This is a genomic window from Bifidobacterium callitrichidarum, assembly GCF_003129905.1.
GTDB classification, from domain to species: domain Bacteria; phylum Actinomycetota; class Actinomycetes; order Actinomycetales; family Bifidobacteriaceae; genus Bifidobacterium; species Bifidobacterium callitrichidarum.
Map to the genome: position 1 here is coordinate 148,193 of NZ_QFFM01000002.1, position 17,691 is coordinate 165,883.

At 64.6% G+C, this 17,691-nt stretch carries 14 protein-coding genes; 3 read left to right on the forward strand and 11 right to left on the reverse strand.

From position 1 onward, the window contains the following. The first annotated feature begins 5 nt into the window (after nucleotides 1-5). Nucleotides 6-1,433 carry an MATE family efflux transporter gene (locus DF196_RS01465; protein WP_109056155.1) on the forward strand — a complete coding sequence of 476 codons (1,428 nt, stop codon included), beginning with the start codon at nucleotides 6-8 and terminating at the stop codon, nucleotides 1,431-1,433. A gap of 3 nt (nucleotides 1,434-1,436) precedes the next feature. Here DF196_RS01465 and DF196_RS01470 read toward each other — a convergent pair whose 3' ends face one another. The 11 genes from DF196_RS01470 to DF196_RS01525 form a co-directional block, all read right to left on the reverse strand. Beyond that, nucleotides 1,437-1,688 (reverse strand): hypothetical protein, encoded by a 252-nt coding sequence (locus DF196_RS01470; protein ID WP_109056156.1) that lies wholly within the window; start codon nucleotides 1,686-1,688, stop codon nucleotides 1,437-1,439. Between the two features lie 242 nt (nucleotides 1,689-1,930). Continuing rightward, the gene (locus tag DF196_RS01475; RefSeq protein ID WP_109056157.1) at nucleotides 1,931-3,109 is read right to left on the reverse strand and encodes a Wadjet anti-phage system protein JetD domain-containing protein; all 1,179 of its coding nucleotides are present in this window, start codon (nucleotides 3,107-3,109) and stop codon (nucleotides 1,931-1,933) included. A gap of 100 nt (nucleotides 3,110-3,209) precedes the next feature. Beyond that, a complete protein-coding gene (locus tag DF196_RS01480; protein ID WP_193852555.1) occupies nucleotides 3,210-6,803 on the reverse strand; it encodes an ATP-binding protein in 3,594 nt (1,197 codons plus the stop codon). After that, complete coding sequence (locus DF196_RS01485; protein WP_421728439.1) at nucleotides 6,800-7,642, reverse strand: DUF4194 domain-containing protein; 843 nt, start codon at nucleotides 7,640-7,642, stop codon at nucleotides 6,800-6,802. The genes DF196_RS01480 and DF196_RS01485 overlap by 4 nt, the downstream gene beginning before the upstream one ends. Continuing rightward, the gene (locus tag DF196_RS01490; protein WP_109056159.1) at nucleotides 7,639-9,162 is read right to left on the reverse strand and encodes a DUF3375 domain-containing protein; all 1,524 of its coding nucleotides are present in this window, start codon (nucleotides 9,160-9,162) and stop codon (nucleotides 7,639-7,641) included. The genes DF196_RS01485 and DF196_RS01490 overlap by 4 nt, the downstream gene beginning before the upstream one ends. A gap of 107 nt (nucleotides 9,163-9,269) precedes the next feature. Beyond that, nucleotides 9,270-10,469, reverse strand: coding sequence for an ABC transporter permease (locus DF196_RS13640; RefSeq protein WP_206603762.1), 1,200 nt, complete (start codon nucleotides 10,467-10,469; stop codon nucleotides 9,270-9,272). Then, nucleotides 10,462-11,238 (reverse strand): ABC transporter ATP-binding protein, encoded by a 777-nt coding sequence (locus tag DF196_RS01505; protein ID WP_241519532.1) that lies wholly within the window; start codon nucleotides 11,236-11,238, stop codon nucleotides 10,462-10,464. The genes DF196_RS13640 and DF196_RS01505 overlap by 8 nt, the downstream gene beginning before the upstream one ends. Further along, a complete protein-coding gene (locus DF196_RS01510) occupies nucleotides 11,235-12,353 on the reverse strand; it encodes a peptidoglycan-binding protein (protein ID WP_158276233.1) in 1,119 nt (372 codons plus the stop codon). Before DF196_RS01510 ends, DF196_RS01505 begins: the two co-directional genes overlap by 4 nt. 26 nt (nucleotides 12,354-12,379) lie before the next feature. Continuing rightward, the gene (locus tag DF196_RS01515; RefSeq protein WP_109056161.1) at nucleotides 12,380-13,219 is read right to left on the reverse strand and encodes a hypothetical protein; all 840 of its coding nucleotides are present in this window, start codon (nucleotides 13,217-13,219) and stop codon (nucleotides 12,380-12,382) included. Nucleotides 13,220-13,320: 101 nt separating this feature from the next. After that, nucleotides 13,321-14,184, reverse strand: coding sequence for a hypothetical protein (locus DF196_RS01520; RefSeq protein WP_109056162.1), 864 nt, complete (start codon nucleotides 14,182-14,184; stop codon nucleotides 13,321-13,323). Nucleotides 14,185-14,343: 159 nt separating this feature from the next. Then, the gene (locus DF196_RS01525; RefSeq protein ID WP_109056163.1) at nucleotides 14,344-15,243 is read right to left on the reverse strand and encodes a hypothetical protein; all 900 of its coding nucleotides are present in this window, start codon (nucleotides 15,241-15,243) and stop codon (nucleotides 14,344-14,346) included. Nucleotides 15,244-15,461: 218 nt separating this feature from the next. Here DF196_RS01525 and DF196_RS01530 point away from each other — a divergent pair, with 218 nt between their 5' ends. Continuing rightward, nucleotides 15,462-16,133, forward strand: a complete 672-nt coding sequence (locus tag DF196_RS01530; RefSeq protein ID WP_109056164.1) for a response regulator transcription factor — start codon at nucleotides 15,462-15,464, stop codon at nucleotides 16,131-16,133. Then, nucleotides 16,130-17,662 (forward strand): sensor histidine kinase, encoded by a 1,533-nt coding sequence (locus DF196_RS01535; RefSeq protein WP_109056165.1) that lies wholly within the window; start codon nucleotides 16,130-16,132, stop codon nucleotides 17,660-17,662. The genes DF196_RS01530 and DF196_RS01535 overlap by 4 nt, the downstream gene beginning before the upstream one ends. The last annotated feature ends 29 nt before the right edge of the window (nucleotides 17,663-17,691 follow it).

Here is a 17,691-nt window from a genome sequence, read left to right on the forward strand (position 1 = left end):
CTCTCGTGACGAAACGCGAGACAAACGGGCGGGCGGAAACGACGACGAAGCGACAGACCGCCAATGACGACCTCGGTACGAAACCGATCGGACGACTGGCAGTGTCACTGGCGATTCCGGCGGTGGTGGCGCAGGCATGTAATGCGGCGTACACGATCGTCGACCGTCTGTTCCTCGCGCACATCCCCGGCGCGGGCGATCTGGCGATGACCGGCGTGGGCGTGTGCTTCCCGATCACGCTCGCCGTCTCCGCGTTCGCGATGCTTGTCGGCATGGGCGGCGGCCCGCTCGCGTCCATCGAACTCGGCCGTGGAGACCAGGGCAAGGCGGAGCGCTATCTCGGCACGTCGGTGGCGGCGATCGTCGTGATCTCAATCGTGCTGTCGGTGCTGATCCAGCTGTTCAAAACACCGATTCTCGTCCTGTTCGGCGCGAGCGACGCCACGCTGCCATACGCGGTCGATTTCCTCACCGTGTATCTGTCCGGCACCCTGTTCGTGCAGCTTGCCTTGGGGCTCAACACGTTCATCACCGCACAGGGCAAGGCGCTTGTGGCGATGGGTTCGGTGCTTATCGGCGCGCTGAGCTCGCTGGCGCTCGATCCGCTGTTCATCTTCGCGCTCGGCATGGGCGTGCGCGGCGCGGCCTTGGCGAACGTGGTGGCCCAGGCGATGTCGGCCGCATGGGTGATTCGGTTCCTTACTTCCCCGCGCAGCATCATCCGGCTTCGTGCAGGCAGCATCCGACTGACCCGTCTGCTTGGACCGATGCTGTTCCTCGGTGTCTCACCATTCATCATGCAAATCACTGAGTCCGTGATTCAAGTGGTGTTCAATGCGTCGCTGCAGCGGTACGGCGGCGACTCTTATGTGGGCGCGATGACGATCATGACCAGCCTCATGCAGCTCATCTTCGTGTTCTCGCAGGGCATCTCGCAGGGCGTGCAGCCGATCATCGGCTACAACTACGGTGCGGGACTGTATACTCGCGTCCGGTGCGCGTATTCGGGTACCATGGTCGTGCAGGTCGCCATCAACTGCACGATGACGACGCTGCTCGCAATATTCCCCGGACCGGTCGCCTCGCTGTTCACCTCGGATACGGCGATCATCGATGTGGTGACGCGCACGCTGCCGTATTTCGTCTGCGGCATGGGCGTGTTCGGCATCCAGAATGTGGTCCAATGCGCGTTCGTGGGCATGGGCCAGGCGAAGCCATCGCTGTTCCTGGCGATCTTCCGCAAGCTCATCCTGCTGGTGCCGTTGGCGCTGGTACTGCCGCGGCTCGGACTCGGCACGACGGGCGTGTTCATCGCCGAGCCGATTTCAGATGCGACATCGGCAATCGTGGCCGGACTGCTGTTCGCGTGGTATGCGCGGCGACTGTTGATGGGAACCGATGGCACGGCAGGCCGGAGCCGACAGCCGTTATAGTCGTCAGCGGCAGGCCCAGGCCATGGTCCAGTCCTCGGCGTCACCGAGGTCGGGGGTCATATGATGCAGGACGGCGTGATTGCCGACCAGCTCGAAGTCGGCATCGGCCGGCACTTTATCCGGCGGCATAATGACCGTCGCATTGAAGGGAAGATCCTTGGCGAAGCGCACGATGCGTCCCTCGAAACCGGATGGACATCCGGCCAGGCGTTCCGCGTAGTCGAAGGGATGGGTGTCGTCTTTGATGAATTGCATGGGAATAGGCCTTTCAAAATCTATAAAAGAGCAAAACCGCACGTCATCGGCGGTAGTGCGGCAACGATGATACAGATGGCATATACAACGGAATGTCAGTCGCAATGGTGAGGATGCGAAACCCGACACTGTCAGAACAAACAAAACTAATGAAGAACGCCGATTCAATCAGAATCCGGCAACTCTTGCCGAACTAATACACTAGTTTAGCCCAGCACAGCGACCGATATCAGAACAGCCGTTCATTGATTGCTACCATCACCGTTCATCACCACCGGAAATCCGGCTGCCGCCAATGCCATCGCCGCATCGGGAATAGGAATACGCTCCTGTTCGAGACGCAGATAGGGAACGCCCTCGCCAGTGCATAACACCTCATATAGTGCCCGTTCATCATCATGTAATCCCGGCAGCAGTTTCGGCTGCTGGCGTTTGAGCGGCTTATCGTTCTGATCATGGTTTGTGCCGAACCTGCCATATTGGTCGTAGGCTGCCCAATTCATGAACAGCGACTCACAGTCGAGTCCCAGTTGCCGTACGGACGAGAGTATTTCAAACCCAGCGGCATCCATATCACCCCAATACATCACATGAATATTGGAGTTCTCTACGAACAGCCATGGCAGCAATGTCAGACCGTCCACCGCCGCCTTGCCGGCCCCGAACACGCACAATCCGTTCCTGATCGGCGGCATCAATTGATATGTGTCCTTGTTTTCCACGATTACAACGTTTTCGATGCCACGCACCGTATCGTCACTCCAAGGACGAGTGATCATCATGTCCGGCAATGACGCCCTCGACGGGTCGAGAAAGCGTACCCGCAACTCCCCTGGACGTTCGATTAGGCCCAACGATTTGCCGCACAGCAATTCGATTGCCTTACGACGTTTTGACGCTTTCCTGTTCAGCCATTTCGCACTGAATCCGGCAAGCGGCACTGCACGCGGGCGCAATCCTGCCACATCATGCGCCGAACAGTATCGAGCGACCTCAATCAGTAATGCGAAGTCAACGTCGCTTTCGGCGTGCGTCATCCGTACGACCTGCGCAGCGGTTTCCAGGTCAACGCTAAACAACTCACGTAGCAGCCCACATCGTTCCCGTGCGATGCGATAGCGTGCCGCGAGCGTGCGATTGACGACGCGCAACGCGGTCTGCTCGTCGGGAATGCCGATGCGGGCGATCAACTCTACTGCCGTGCCTATGGTGCGCATGACGGTTTCGGTTTGGCAGCCGTATTTGGCGGCCCATGCACGAATCTGGTTGTTGTTGTCGTGCACAGCAATGGCATCTGCTTCCAATGCCGTACGACCAGGCAATCCGATCGGGACGACGATCGGGAAGCATGGGTCAGTCCGGTACATGTCGGATTGAAGCCGACGTTCCACCACAGCGACGATCTGTCGTACGGTTTTCATTCCGTCATGCCCCTTTCCCGGTGCTATGCTGTCGCGGCTATGCCGATTATCAAGACCCCATCACATTAAAAACGACGCGAATCCGGTGGAACTGGCTTTCTCACTCGGTCTCATCGTCAGCTGATGTGTTTTCCTCGGCCTCCTCGTATCCGCTCCAGGTAGCTTCGCGGAGGGACGTGAAGCCGCTGTTCGCATCCTTGACCGTGACGTACGCCTTGGTGGACACCTCGATGATCTCGCCTGTCTTGCTTTCGGGTGCGGAGACGATGACCTGGAAGCCAAGTCGCGGCAGCACGCTCAGGGCGCGCTGGGTGTAGCGGCCATCGGCCTTGATGAGCGCCTCGTCGAGGAACAGCGTGGTGTAGCTGGGCTTGAGCCGGTTCTCCATGCCGCCGCCGAGCAGGTAGATGAGCGCCGCGCCGTACACGAACGATGTGAGTTCCTGCAAGGCACCGCCGGAACGGCCGCCGGTCGACGTGATGCGTTCGTCCTGCCCGTCGTCATGACGGACGATCGCGTAGAACGACGAGCGGCAGCGCGGGTCGAGGTCGCGTGCGCCGTAGCTGCGGATGCCGTTGACGTCCTTGACCTGCGCGAGTTCCTGACGCAGGAGTTCGATCATCGGCGCGCATGCCGCGAACGCCCGCTTTGAATCGCTTGTGCCGGAGCCGGAGTCAGAGTTGGTTCCCTCGGAACGGACGCGGGCGCCGGCGCCGGCCGCTTCCACCTGTCCGGATTTCCAATCGTTGAGCGTACCGATGGCGCGTTGCAGTTGTGCCGAGAACGCACGGTCGGGGCGGCGCACGTCCGCGTGCAGCGACAGGCTGCCATGGCGCGGGCCGAATTTCTGTCCGTCAAGCATCTGGTTGATGCGGTCGAGCTGGTCGCGGATGTCGCCCGCGTCCGTGTCGATGGCTCGCTTGATGGTCAGCAGGCTCATGAGCAGATGGTCGAGGCACCGCCGGTATTCGGCGTCCGTTGCGGCGACCGCGGCCAGATGCGCGAGGCTGTCGAGTTCCTCAAGGTAGTACCGGTAGTCTTCCACGCTGGCGGTGAGCGCGTCGTCGTCGGCCGCATACCGTTCGATGTACGCGCTCATCTTCAGTTCGATGTTGGTGCGCGCGGTATCGACGCGCTCATTGAGCGTGAGGATGTGCGCGGCCAAGTCCTTGCCGATGCCGTCGATGATGCGGTCGGCGAACGTGCCACCTGCTTGCGGTTGCGCGGTTCCGCCCGGCGCCGTCAATCCTGCGCCGATAATCATGTGCGCACGCAGCGCCTCGTTGGGGAATCCGGCGAACCGCTGCTCGTATGCCTGCGTGAGTTGGGCAATGATGTCGTCGCCGAGCATCGTCCATGCGGGCATGGGCGCGGCCGCACCGGCGGCATCACCGTCGCCTTCCTCCTGCTGCGCCTCCAACCATGCACGGCCCGCCTCGACGGCTGCGGCCGCGGATTTCGCCGCCTGCTCGGCCTCGATCTGGTGACGTTGGACTCGGTCGAGCTCCTCGCTCAACGAGTCGCGCATGTCGGCGAGTTTGGCGAGCTTCGGATTGTTCCTGATCGAGGCGATCGTGTCCTCGATCTCGCCGATGTGCCGTGCGGCACCGTCCGTGTCGACCTTCTCCCATGCCGTGTAGGCGAGCTGGTCGGCGAGTTCGCGTTCGCGGTGAAGCCGATCGACCGCGGCTTTCGCATCCGCATACTCCTGTGCTGCCTCGTCGGCTTGGGCGTGGGCGGAGTCAATCTGCGTGCGCAGCAGTTCCAGATACCGTTCGTTGACGAAGCCGATGATCTGCTGGCGGTCCTTGACGCCGTGCTGGCCTCGTTTGCCGGATTTGAATTGTCCATCGAGCTGCACCTGCCGGGTGTCGCGGTCCGTGTCGTCGATGGCCTTCACGCAGTGTGCGTCGAATCGGTCGGAGCGGGTCTGTTCGCGCAGCCATCCGGCGAATGGGGAGTCCTCACGGTAGCGCAGTTTGTCGGACATCCAGGCGTCGGAATCGTCCGCGGACCCCGTTTCGGTGTCGTCTTCGTAGTCGCGTGTGGTGTCGACGAACTGCCAGGTGCGTCGGGCCATCGCATGCGGGTCGATGGTGCTCACCTTGGCGGCGAAGCCCTGCTCGTGCCGCTTGTCCACGAGAATGGTCTGCGTGATCGGCGCGTAGACGACGTTCATCGCGAGCCGCCATTGTTCCTCCGTGTCGCGCACGTCCATGAGTTCGGCCACGTACGGCAGTTCGCTGGGCTTCAGTCCAGTCGCCCGGCAGAGCATGGCTCGCGTCTCGTCCATCTGCTGCGTGATGCGCGTGCGTTGCGCGCTCTGCCGCTGATAGTCGCGTTCCAGCGCGCGCAGGGTTTCGCGAGCCTCGGATTGGCGGCCGAATGCCTCATTGCGTGTCTCTTCGAGTTCCTCGTTGCGACGCTCATAGGAGACCTTGAACGTGACCGCATCGATACGCGCCTGTTCCCAGGCCTTCTCGCTGTCGGGCATGGATTGCCCCGCCTCGTCGTACCCTGCGGCGATGCGGTCGCGGACGGCTCGCACATCCTCCAGCGTGCGTTTCGCGGCGTCGAGCTCGAATTCGAGGCGGGCGAGATTGCCGCCGTCCAGACCTTGCATCTGGCTGCGGATTGTGTCGATGCGCGAGCGCAGGTCGTCCGCGCGACGGCCGGCGGCGATCGCGTCGGCCTGGCGTGCGGTTCGTTCGGCTTCATCGGCCGGCAGTTGCGCGGCGGCCTCGTCGGCCATGCGCGCGGTCGCCCATCGCCGTATCGTCTCCTCGCCGGATGGCGTGGACGGGTCAACCGGGGCGAAGCGGCGCGCCTGTCGCTTCGTGTCGCTGTATCGTGCGTAGCCGTCGCGGATGTCGCGCAGCTTGGCCATGCGGTTGGCCTTGTCTTCCATGGCTTGGAAGTTCTCCGCGTACCGGTCGTAGTCGTCAACCGTGGTGCGTGCCAAGTCGAGCGCCTCCGGCACGCCGAGCACGCCCTGTTTGAAGATGTCGTCGAGCCGGGAGGGCGCGTCGGCCGACTGGATCTTGGCGAGCAGGCGGCACGCTTCGGCGCTCAGACCCATCACCGACCAGATGTGCTCGTGGAAGGCTTCGGCGCTGGGGAACGTGAGGCATTGCGGGTATGCGGTCTTCAGTTGCGTGGGTGTGAATGGTGCGTCACGGTAGGCGTCCATCGCTCGCGGGTCGATCGGCCGGTCCCAGACCGCGTATTGGCGGCGTACGGCGTTGCGCTCGTCGCCGGGCATGAGGTAGAGGAACTTGGCGCATGAGAGCGTCTGCCCGTCGGTCAGGTTGCGGTAGGTGTCGACGATCGCGCCCCAGACGGCCAGGGGTGCGCCGTTCGCATCCCGTCCCCGCAGGTAGATCGGCCGGTCGCCGTCGCCGGTGTCGCCCACGCCGACCATGCCGAGCAGGTACGTGTAGTCGCTGCGTTCGGAACGGCCGGAGTTCGATGCCTTGTTGAACGGGGTGCCGGTCGGGTAGAGCAGGGAGATCTGCGCGTCCACGAGCGTCGATTTGCCGGATTCGCTGGCGCCGGCGAGCAACGTTACGGGCAGGTTCCGGTCCATGGACGGGCGGAATTCGTGGTATCCCTCGTATGAGCCCCAGTTGATGAGTTGACGGCTTTCCATCATCCACCGGTCGGCGATCATCTGCAGGTCCTTGGCCATCGTCACTCCCCTTCCCCGTCGTGCGTCGCGTTCGTTGCATCCGTCGAGGCTTCGCTCGTCTCATCCTCGAAGAGCGGTGCGGCGTAGTCCGTCTCATCGATAGCGTCTTCTTCCACTGTCGGTTCGACTGCCGCGTCCGATGTGTCGGATGATGGGACGTCGCCGGTCTCGAAGTCGTTGTCGGCGACGTCCAGCCATGTGCCGGCCAGCTCCCGGTCGAGCACCACCGGCACGAGGGGCGTGATCCGGTACATGGTCTCGTCGTCCGCCGTGCGTTCGAGATACCCGTACGTGCACATGGCCGACACGATCGCGCCGACCTGCTTGAGCACGGTCTCCTCGTCGTTGCGCGCCGCGAGGAAGCCGGTGCCGGTGGCGAGCGCGGCGCGGATCTCCTCGAAGCTCACCAGCCAGTGGTCGGTGGATTCGCGTGAGTTCTCGTACTCGAGCACGCGGATGCGCAGGAACGCGAGCAGCGCGGCCTCCTCACGTTTGAGACTGATACGGGTTTTCAGCGCTCGCAGCGTGATGTCGGGGCCGGTTACGGGCATGGCGATCATGATGCGGTACCGTTCATTGACGACCAGTTCGAGCAGGTCGTTGTTCAGCGAGCGTGTGACGGCGTCGAGGTTGTCGAGCACCGTGTCATACAGGTCGCCGGAGATGTAACGTTCGCGTTTGAGGGCGATCGCGGCCATGCGTGCGTCGGCGGTCATGTCGCCGCGGTCGCCTTCGAAGAGGGCGTATGGGTTGACCGCGCCTTCGGCCGGGTTCGTGGTGTCCTGCGTCTCATCTGCGCCTATGGTGTCGGTCATTGTCTCCGTGCCGTTCATGGGTTCGCTCATCCTTGCCTCACGATCTCGTCCAGTTCGTCCCGTGTCGTCAGTATCGGCCGTGTTATCCAGTCGCGTTGGGTGCCGTCCAAAGTGATGCAGTGCCAGGTGGCACCGGTCGCGTCGCTGGAGCATGGGAGGGTGCTAAGGAATCCGATCAGTTCGCTTTCCCGTCGTTCCTCGTCCGGCAGGCGGTTGAAGCTTGCGGCCACGTCGATGCGTCCGTCCGTGCGTATGGCCGGATCGTGCCGGATCAGGGCGATCATGCGATGCAGTCGCGGTCCGCCGCCGACGATCATGGATTTGAGGTCGACCGGTGACGTATTGTCGCCTTGCCGCAGCTGCATGTCGGACAGGCCGAGGGCCGCCGAGCGTGCCATCGAACGTGCCGGACGTGTGGGCAGGGCCGCGAACTGGGCGCCCGCGCTGTTGGTCGGGTATGGCCGTGAGGCGTCGTTCGGGTGTGCTTTCGCGTTGGCGTTGAGTCGCACGAACAGGCGGTTGAGCGTGCCGAGCATGGTGCGGTACCGTGTGTCGGTCTGCTGGCGCACCAGGCGGCTGACGGCCTCGTCGGAGACGCGCATCTGGCCGCGCACCGCTTCGATGCCTTCGTAGATGCGGGCGAGTTCGTCGCGGATCTGGTCGAGCAGGGCGCTGGATTCGCCGGCAAGATACGGGGTTTTCGCGATGTCGCGCAGCGCGTCGTCGATCTGTTGGCGACCTTCGTCGGTGATGATCACCTGGAATGCGTCCTCGAAACGGCGGCCGCTGTCCGATTCCTGGAACGACCGCCGGTATTCCTCGTGATAGGCAGTGAGAATCTCGTCGACGCTCATGTCGCCGCCCTGCATGCGCCGGCGGAGGGCGTCGCCGTTGTCGCGTTCGGCGAGCACGAGTTCGCGCAGGTCGATGGGCACGCCGCGCAGCGTGTTGTGGATGACGGCGATCACGTCCCTGACCTGGTCCTCGCTGAGCGCGGCATGCTGCTGGCCTTGCTGGATGCGTTTGATCTCGTGCCGGCGTTCCTTGATCTCCTGGTTGAGCAGGCGGACCCGTTCGCCCGGGTCGGCGGTCAGCTGCATGCGCGCGTGCTCGATTTCCATGATGATGGAATTGGCCTGCGCGCCGGACAGGGTGCGGGTGTCGTCCTCGAGCCGTCCGAGCGCGTCGATGGCACGGTGGGCGCGGGCGGTGAGCCGGTAGAGGAACCGGTGGGATGCGGCGTCGTGCGCGTTGGCAAGCCATGCGTAGTCGCCGTCGCCTTCACGGCTCAGGTCCACGAGGATCTGGTGTGCCGCCTCCGCATACGTCTGTTCAGGTTTGGGCGTGTAGTCGCCGGTGTCGGCGAGCGTGGACAGGCTTTGCGCGAATCGTTCCTCGAGGGTCTCACGCGGCAGTTCGCCGGTCAGGGGGTCGAATGCGGCGCGCAAGAGAGCCACGTAGAGCTTGGCGTTGGCCCGTAGCAGCAAGCGCAGCACGCCGGTCTCGTAGACCGGTCGCAGCCGTTCCATCTCCCGTCTGACATCGCCCATCAATCGTCGCCTCGCTTTCCCGTCGGCTTACAAGGCTATCATCCCGGGCGTTGATTGCGGGGCGTATGCCGGCGTGTACCGGGGCTGGGCAGACCGCGAGTTTGCCGTTATTCGCCGCGCAGGGCCTCGGTGGGTGTCAGTCGGGCGGCGCGGGAGGCCGGGTAGAGGCCGGCTAGGATGCCGACCAGCACGGCCGCGCCCCAGGCCATGGGCAGGCCGGCCCAGTCGAGGACGGTCGGCTGGCCGGCGCCGATCGCGACCGACATGGCCGCCCCGGCTCCGATCGCCACGCCCGCAAGCCCGCCTATGGCGGACAGGAGCGCCGCCTCGGCGACGAACTGCAGGCGGATGTTGCCAGGCGTGGCTCCCAAGGCCCGTCTCAGGCCGATTTCGCCGCGGCGTTCCATCACGGTGACGATCATCATGTTGGCGATGCTCATGCCGCCCACGGCGAGCGCGATCACGCCGATCATGAGGCCCAACGTGGTCAGGGAGTCGTTGGTGGCGTTGCGTGCCTGGGACAGGTCGGCGGATGCCGTGACGGACACGTTGCCGCCGGTGAGGTTCGCGGCGTGGGCGATCATGCGTCGCAATGATTCGGCGTCGCCGGGCGTGGTGCGCACGTAGATCCGGCTGATCGCGCCGATCGACTCCGCCCGGTCCGGGTAGTGGTCAAGGGCCCACTGTGCGCCGATGATGACGGATGCGTTGAACGCCTGCGCCTGCGGTACGGGGTCGAGGATGCCGATGACCCCGTACCATTCGTTGTCGATGAGGATGCGGTCGCCGGGCTCGTTGACGCCGAGCCGGTAGGCGGCCTCGGAGCCGAGGACCGCGACCGGCAGGTTCTCGTTGCGCGCGTCGATGCCCCGCCCCTGGGCGAACGATACGTCGACGGCCTTGAGCGCACCCGGCCGCATGACGGCCACGGCCAGCGCGTTGCCGTTGGTTTTGGGTACGAGCTCGTTCTTGAAGACCTGCGCGCTCGCGGGCGGGGTGAGGAACACACCCACCCGTTCGACCGCAGACTGTCGGGCGATGGTGTCGGGCGCGTAGGAGGGCAGGGGCACGGGTTGTCCCGTGGCGTCCTGTCCGGGGGCCACGACCTGCAGGTTCGCGCCGAGCGCGTCGAGCCGGGCGAGCAGGGCGGCCTGGTTGGAGGCGGCGATGCCGGAGAGTGCCACGTATGCGGCGACGCCCAATGCGATGCCGAGCGAGGCGAGGATGGTGCGCGAGACGCGGCCGGTGGCGCCGATCCATGCGGCGTGCAGGAGGTCGGCGATGCGGGTGGCGAACGGTTTACGCATGGCGTACGCCTCCTTCGTCGAGTTCCGTGACCATGCCGTCCTGGATGTGCAGTCGGCGTGGGAAGCGTGCGGCGATGTTCGGGTCGTGGGTGACGACCACGAGGCTCGCGCCCTGGTCCGCCGCCCTGAGCAGCAGTTCGATGATGGCGTGGCCGGTGTCCGTGTCGAGTGCGCCGGTCGGTTCGTCGGCGAAGATGATGTCCGGTTGTTTGGCGAGCGCGCGGGCGATGGCCACGCGCTGTTGTTCGCCGCCGGACAGTTGCGAGGGCCGGTGATGCAAGCGTTCGCCGAGCCCGACCTGTTCGAGTGCTTCGGCGGCCCGTTCGCGGCGTTCCCTGCGCGGCAAATCGGTGTATTGCAGGCCGGTCATCACGTTCTCCAGGGCGGAGACGGTGGCGATCAGGTGGAACTGCTGGAATACGAATCCGATGCGTTCGGCCCTGAGTTCGCTGCGGCGTCTCTCCCCCATCGCGGCCACGTTTTCGCCGTCGTAGCGGAGTGTGCCGGAGGTGGGCATGTCCAGTGTGCCGAGCAGGGAGAGCAGCGTGGATTTGCCCGAGCCGGACGGGCCCACGATGGCGATGCGCTCGCCGTGGCCGATGTTCAGGGTCGTGGGATGCAGGATCTCCAGCGGGCTGCCGTCCTTGCCGGTGAACGCCTTGGTGACGTGGTCCAGGGTGAGGAGGGCGTTGCCTTCCGGCTCCTCTTGCCGGGAGTCGCCGGTGCCGGTGGAGGCTGCGGGGAGTTTGGTAATCGGCGTTGCGCTCACGAGACCACCACCTTGTCGCCGACCTTGAGCCCGTCGGATTTGGTGACCTGCGCTTGGGCGCCCGCCACCAGGCCGATCTCGACCTTGATGCGTTCGAGTTTGTCCCCGCGGATTGCCTCGACCGCGTATGAGTCGCCGGTGCCGGCGATCAGCGCGGTGACCGGCACGATGAGCGTCTCCTCGTTGGCGGCGTTCGCGTTCGGCACGATGATCTGGATGGTCGTGGGCCCGAACTGCGCCACCTTGGTCTGGTCCGGGAAGTCGATGCGGGCGGAGGGCGAGGTGGTCTGTCCGTCCTTGCCCGTGGGCTGACCACCCTGGTCGACGGCGGTGAGCGTGGTGTCGATCGCGGTGTTGTCCGGCAGGATCACCTGTGCCTTGTCGCCGGCCTTGAACGTGGCGGCCTGGGCGGAGGTGATCGTGGACTGCGCGTGCAGGGTCACGCCCGTGTAGCTGGCGGGGCTCACGTTGGTCTCGCCGAGTTTGGCGGACACGGTCTTGATGCGGATGGGTGCGGCGGGTGCCACGGCCACGGCGGAGGGTTGGAAGACGCCGTTCGCTGCGTCGCCCGTAAGGCCGAGCGAGTACAGCTGCCATTGGCGGATGGCTTCCTTGGTGTAGGCATCGAAATGGTTGTCCGGCAGGCCCCAGAAGTAGCCGAGTTCGGCCAGGTTCTGTTCGAGTTGGGCCACGTCCGGCCCGTCCGTGACGCCGGTGTCTAGGGTGCGCCAGAACGGGCGCTCGCCGTGGAAGAGCACGACGGGCACGCCGTCCATCTCGTACACCTGTTCGCCGGTGCCGATCTGTTTGCCGGCCACCGGCAGTTGGGTGATGATGCCGGTTGCGGCGGCGAAGTCGGAGGCGTCGTCGTATTGCAGGGTGGCGCCAAGCCGGGTTTCGGCGTTGAGCACGCCTTTGGTGACCGGTTGGGCGCGCAGGGTGGTCACGTCGATCTTCTGCGTGGATTGTTGGCCGGCGGAGATCATGTGGCCGATGAGCGTCCATGGTTTCATGACTGTGCAGGTGACGGCCAGGCCGATCACGGCGACGAGGGCGATGACGATGGCGGCGATCCTGCGTCGTTTGGAGAACCGTCGGGCTTCCGTTCGCGTCATGGTGTTTGCTCCTATTAGTGTGCCGGTCAGTGTGCCGGCTGCTGGACGGCGAAGGTGTCGTAGGGGTAGTCGCCTTCCCAGCCGATGATCACAGGCACGTCGTCGACCGGGCATTCCTGGAAGAAATGGCGCACGTCCTCTTCGGGCACGGTGTTCGGGATCACGATGGTCAGCGGATGTTCGCCGCTCGGATCAGCGATCCAGTCGAAGCCCTTGGCGCGGGCGTCCTGCGCGTATTTCAGCACGGCGGCCTTGTCCTCGTCTGAGGCGTTGGCGTCCCTCGGCTCCGTGCTGAACGTGGCTTGGGCGAAGTCGGGATTCTGCGCCTCGCAGGCCGCGTAATCGGCCTGTCTGGAGGCGTACGGCGTGCCGGCCATGTCGGCCGAGGTCCGGAAGATCACGTAGTTCCAGTTCTCGTCGGTGATGGAGTTGCCGACGCTGCCGGACAGCACCACGTTGGGGTAGAGTCCTTCCGGCGTCGCATGCGAGTACTCCTTCGTGCCGTCGTCATGGATGGTGACCTGTGATTGCGCCGGGTTGCCGGCCGCGTCGAGCTCCACGACGCCCACCTGGTCGTTGTCCCAGTCGACCGACCGTGCGTCGAAACCCTTGCCGGCCAGGCAGGCGACGAACCGTTTGACGGTCTTGCTCGGTTCGACCGGCCCGCCCTTCCCTGAACCCGTAGCGGCTGTACTGGATGTGCCGGTATCGTCCGCTTCCGCCGTATCGGTCCCACCGCCCACAGTGAACGGCGACGAGCAGGCGGCCAATGCAGTCAGGCACAGCACGGACGTGGCAGCAACGGCCACGGCCTGTGCAAGCCTGTCGTGCTTGTTCCGCACTTCGATATCGTGATGCGTTCCCATGATGATTCCCCCATATCTCATTCCTCGCTCCGGTTCATCGGCGGACCGGAGGACGGCTCGGCATGGAACCGTCCCATACCTCGTTGTCGGGCGGTGTGTGGTCAGGATGCCACGCCCATGGCCTCGTCCATCACCTTGGTGTAGTCGTAGCCGAAATCCTCGGCCGTACCGTCGAATCCGAAGGTGATGCGCGCGTCGCCGACCGGGCATTCCTTGAAGAAGCGGCGCAGTTCGTCCTCCCCCACGGTTTTGGGGATGAGGATGGTGGTTGGCTCGTCGCCGGCCGGGTCGGCCACCCAGCTGAAGCCTTTGCTGCGCGCCTTCTTGGCATAATCGAGCGCGGCCTGCTTGTCCGCATCGGAATAGGAAGGCGTCTGGTTCAGATCCTGGGCGGGCTGGGCGAAGTTCGGGTTCTCGGCCTCGCAATCCGCATAGTCCTGGCGTTTCGACTCGTACGGGCTGCCGGCGAGTGCGGTGGAATCCTTGAACGCCACCCATACCGTGCCGTAGTCGATGGAGGTGAACATGGCGTTGGCGTACATCTGTTGGGTGGTGGAGTCGGTGCTCACGCTCATGCCGTCATTGCCGGATTCGACCGGCTGTCCGTTTGCGTCGAGCATGCGCAGCATGACCATGTTCTTGGTGGTCGGCGTTGTCATCTTGCCGTTCTGGTCGGGCACTCCGGGGGCGGCCGCGGCCTGTGCCTCGAAGCCCTTGCCGGTCAGGCAGGAGACGAATTTCTTGGCGTTGACGTCGGTCGTGAGGTTGTCGGTGGTATTGGAGCCGGAACCTGTTGTCGTACCGGAATCGCCCGTATCGGTCGCCTGGTTGGTGAACGGCATGGAGCAGCCGGCGAGCGCCGTGAGGCACAGGCCCGAGGCAATGACGGCCGCCAGCGTGCGGCGGCGGGATGGCCGCTTGACGGTGTGGCGGCGGTCAGGGTCAAGGTCGAAGTCGATGGTCATGACGGTTCCTTTCGTGTGGACGGTCCGTGTGCGGTTGATGGTTCCATCCAACCCTGCCCGCGGTGGCGGGTCGGTGAGGAATCGTCTTACTTTCGCCTTACCTAAGACTTGAATTGTTGAGCGGCAGCTCCCCTGACAAGGGGAGCCGAGACAGCGGCGCTACCGTTCGTCGAGGAGACGGTTGTAGGCGGTGCATTCGCCGGTGCAGAAGGTGCCGAACGGGATGCCGTCGTGGCTGGGCCACTTGTCACCGGAGTAGGTGTCGTAGAAGCGTCGCAGTTCCTCGTAGGACACGTCGGATGGGATCTCGACCGACGTGGCTTCGCCGGGCGCGGGATCGGCCATCCAGTCGAATCCATCCTTGCGGGCCTGCCGGGCGAAGTCGATGAGGGCCTGTTGCGCGTCGGCATCCGATCCGGCCGCGGATGCGCCGCCGCCCGAAGCATTGTTCGCCGAATAGTTGGGTTGCGCGAAATCAGGGTTCTCCTGCTCGCATGCGGCGTAATCGGCCTGCTTGTCCGCGTAGATGGAGCCGGCGAGCGCCTTGGAGTTTTTGAATCCCACCCATGCGCCTTCGTCGGCGGAGACGATGCCATACATGATGTCCGGGTAGAGCGGGTCGGAGTCCCCGCTGATCTCCACGCCTGGTCCGAGGATGATCGGGTTGCCGTCCGCTCCGAGGCGGCGTACCACCACGGTGGTCTGCGGTGCCGTTTCGGCGGTCGATCCGATGGGCAGCAGCGCGTAGCTTGGCGTGACTTTGGCGTCGAATCCCTTTCCGACCAGGCAGGCGGTGAACCGTTTGGCGATCGTCTCCAGTTCGGCCGTGCTCAGGTTGGCCGCCGGCCCTGCGGTGGAGTCGTCCGTATCATCGGACGTATCGGTCGTCGTTTCGGCGATGGCTCCGCCGGCTGGCTTGCCGTGCGTATCTTCATCGGCGGTCGTGCCCGGCGACGAGCAGGCGGCCAAGCCGATCAGGCACGCCACGGCCAGTACGGCGGCGCAGCATTCCCGGATTCCGGCCGTCCCGGCAGGGACGTGATCACGATGTCGGTTCATCTTCGCTTCCCTCTCTTCCGTGTCTTTCCCGAGGCGCCGATGCCGCGGGCCCGCGCGAGAAACGTTGCGGCTTCCGTACTTCGCGGGTTTTCAGGGATGATTCCATTCAATCCCACGCCTGGTGGCGGCAGGGTGATGGACATGCTTACCTTCGCCTTACCTTGGAGACGCCACTATGGGCGGATAATGGGTATGACCGGCATCGGGAGGGGAACGGCATGAGGATTCTCATCGTGGAGGACGACCGCGAACTGGCGGCCGCATTGGACGACGCGCTGCGGTACGAGGGATACGCCACATCGTTGGCGGCCACCGGCGTGGAGGCGCTGCGCATCCTGGCCGAACAGAACGTGGACATTGTCCTTCTGGACCGTGACCTGCCGGTGCTGTCCGGGGACGCGGTAATGGCCACGATCGCCGCGAACCACATCCCCGTGGCGGTGATCATGCTCACGGCCGCCGCCGAGGTGAGCGACCGAGTCAGCGGCCTCGATCTCGGCGCCGACGACTATCTGACCAAACCGTTCGCCTATCCGGAGCTCCTGGCCCGCATCCGCGCCCTGCAGCGCCGTGCCGGCAAGGGGCAGGCCACGGCGGCGGTGCTCGCGCACGGCGATCTGACGCTCGACACCACGCGCCGCCTCGTGTTCCGCGACCACGGACAAACGCTCGTCAAGCTCACACCCAAGGAATACGGCGTGCTGCTCGAACTCATGCGCGCGGACGGCGGGTACGTGACCGTCGCCGAACTGTACGAGACCGTCTGGGATGAGGCGGCCGCCGCGGAACCGGCCGACGTGATCAAGACCACCGTCTACTCGCTGCGCCGCAAGCTGGGCGACCGCGACGCCATCGAATCCACGCGCGGGGAAGGATACCGACTCGCATGAAGCATCCTCCGTTCCCGGCTTCCCTTGCCGCCGGTCATAGGCACGTATTCAAATCCGTGCGGAATCATCTTGCCGTCATCGCCGGCAGACTCATGCCGAAATCGTTCCGCGCGAAGATCACGCTGGCCATCGCGCTCATCATCATCGTGATGATGACGGCGCTCATCGTCACGCAGAACATCGTCGTGGCGCGCACCACCGCCGAGGCGAACCAGACGATGACCATGTGCGCGAACGAGGACGGCACGATCTCCGTGGCCACAGGCTCGGACACCGAGGACGGGCCCGCCGCCGATGGCACCGGGGATTACCCGGTGGTGTGCTATACGGGTTCGAAACGCAACCTCGACGGCATGGAATTCTACGTGCCCTACACCTCCCAGGAATGGGACGCGGCGAAGGACAAGACCAAGAACGGTCCGTGGATCCTCGACGAATACAACGGCGTGATGATCAACACGGCGAACGCCGTCACCAACACGCTGACCACCACGATGCGCACGGTCTCGATCATCGCGCTCGCCGTGTTCGGCGTGTTCGCGGTGGTGGCGGCATGGCTCATCGGCACGATGCTCTCCCGGCGCGTGACCGCCGTGGACCGTCAGGTGGCCGCATTGCAGCCGAACGACCTGACCGCCCGGCTCGACGTGAAACCCGGCCACGATGACATCGACCGGCTGGTCGACTCGATCAACGGCATGCTCGACCGCGTGGAGGCGGCTTCGGAGGCGGAACGCCGGTTCGTCTCGAACGCCTCGCACGAGCTGCGCACGCCGATCGCTGCCGTCGAAACGAACCTGGACGCGCCCCTCGCGCAGGGACGGTTCCCGGCCGACGTGGAGCCGTCCGTGCGTCGCGCGCTCGCCGCGAACCGTCGTGGCGCACAGCTCGTGCAGGCGCTGCTGACGCTCTCTCGCATCCAAAGCGGTACCATCGGCGGGCCCCAGACGGCGAACGATGGCGCTGCACCGAGCGACGGCGCGGGCAGCACCACACAGAGCAACCCGCTGCCACGAACCGCGACGGGCGCCACAGTCGGCTCGGACGCAGCTAGAGCAACGGATCTGACCGCCTGCGTGAATGACATGATTGACGACGTCGCGGACGACGCGGCTATGCATGACATCACCGTACACGCCGACAATCTGCCGGCCGTGCGCGTGGCTGTGGATCATGCGTTGCTGGAGCTGGCCGTAGGCAATCTCGTCCGCAACGCCGTCGTGCACAATGTAAATGGCGGGTCGATCGACGTTGCGATTGTGCAGAACGGTGACGATGCGGAGAGTAAGGCCGGTGACGGCTGCGTGACGCTGACCGTCACGAACGGCACCGACGAGATGCTGCCCGGCGATCTCAATGAACTGACCCAACCGTTCCATCGCGGCGAGCATTCGCGCATCAGCGCCGCGCCCGGCGTGGGACTGGGCCTGTCAATCGTGGACGCCGCATGCCACGCGATGGGCACGACGCTGACGTTGTCGCAGCCCGATTCCGACACGTTCCGTGCGACGATCCGTTTTCCTCGCTAACATCACCTAGCTCGCCATAAGGAGAGCCA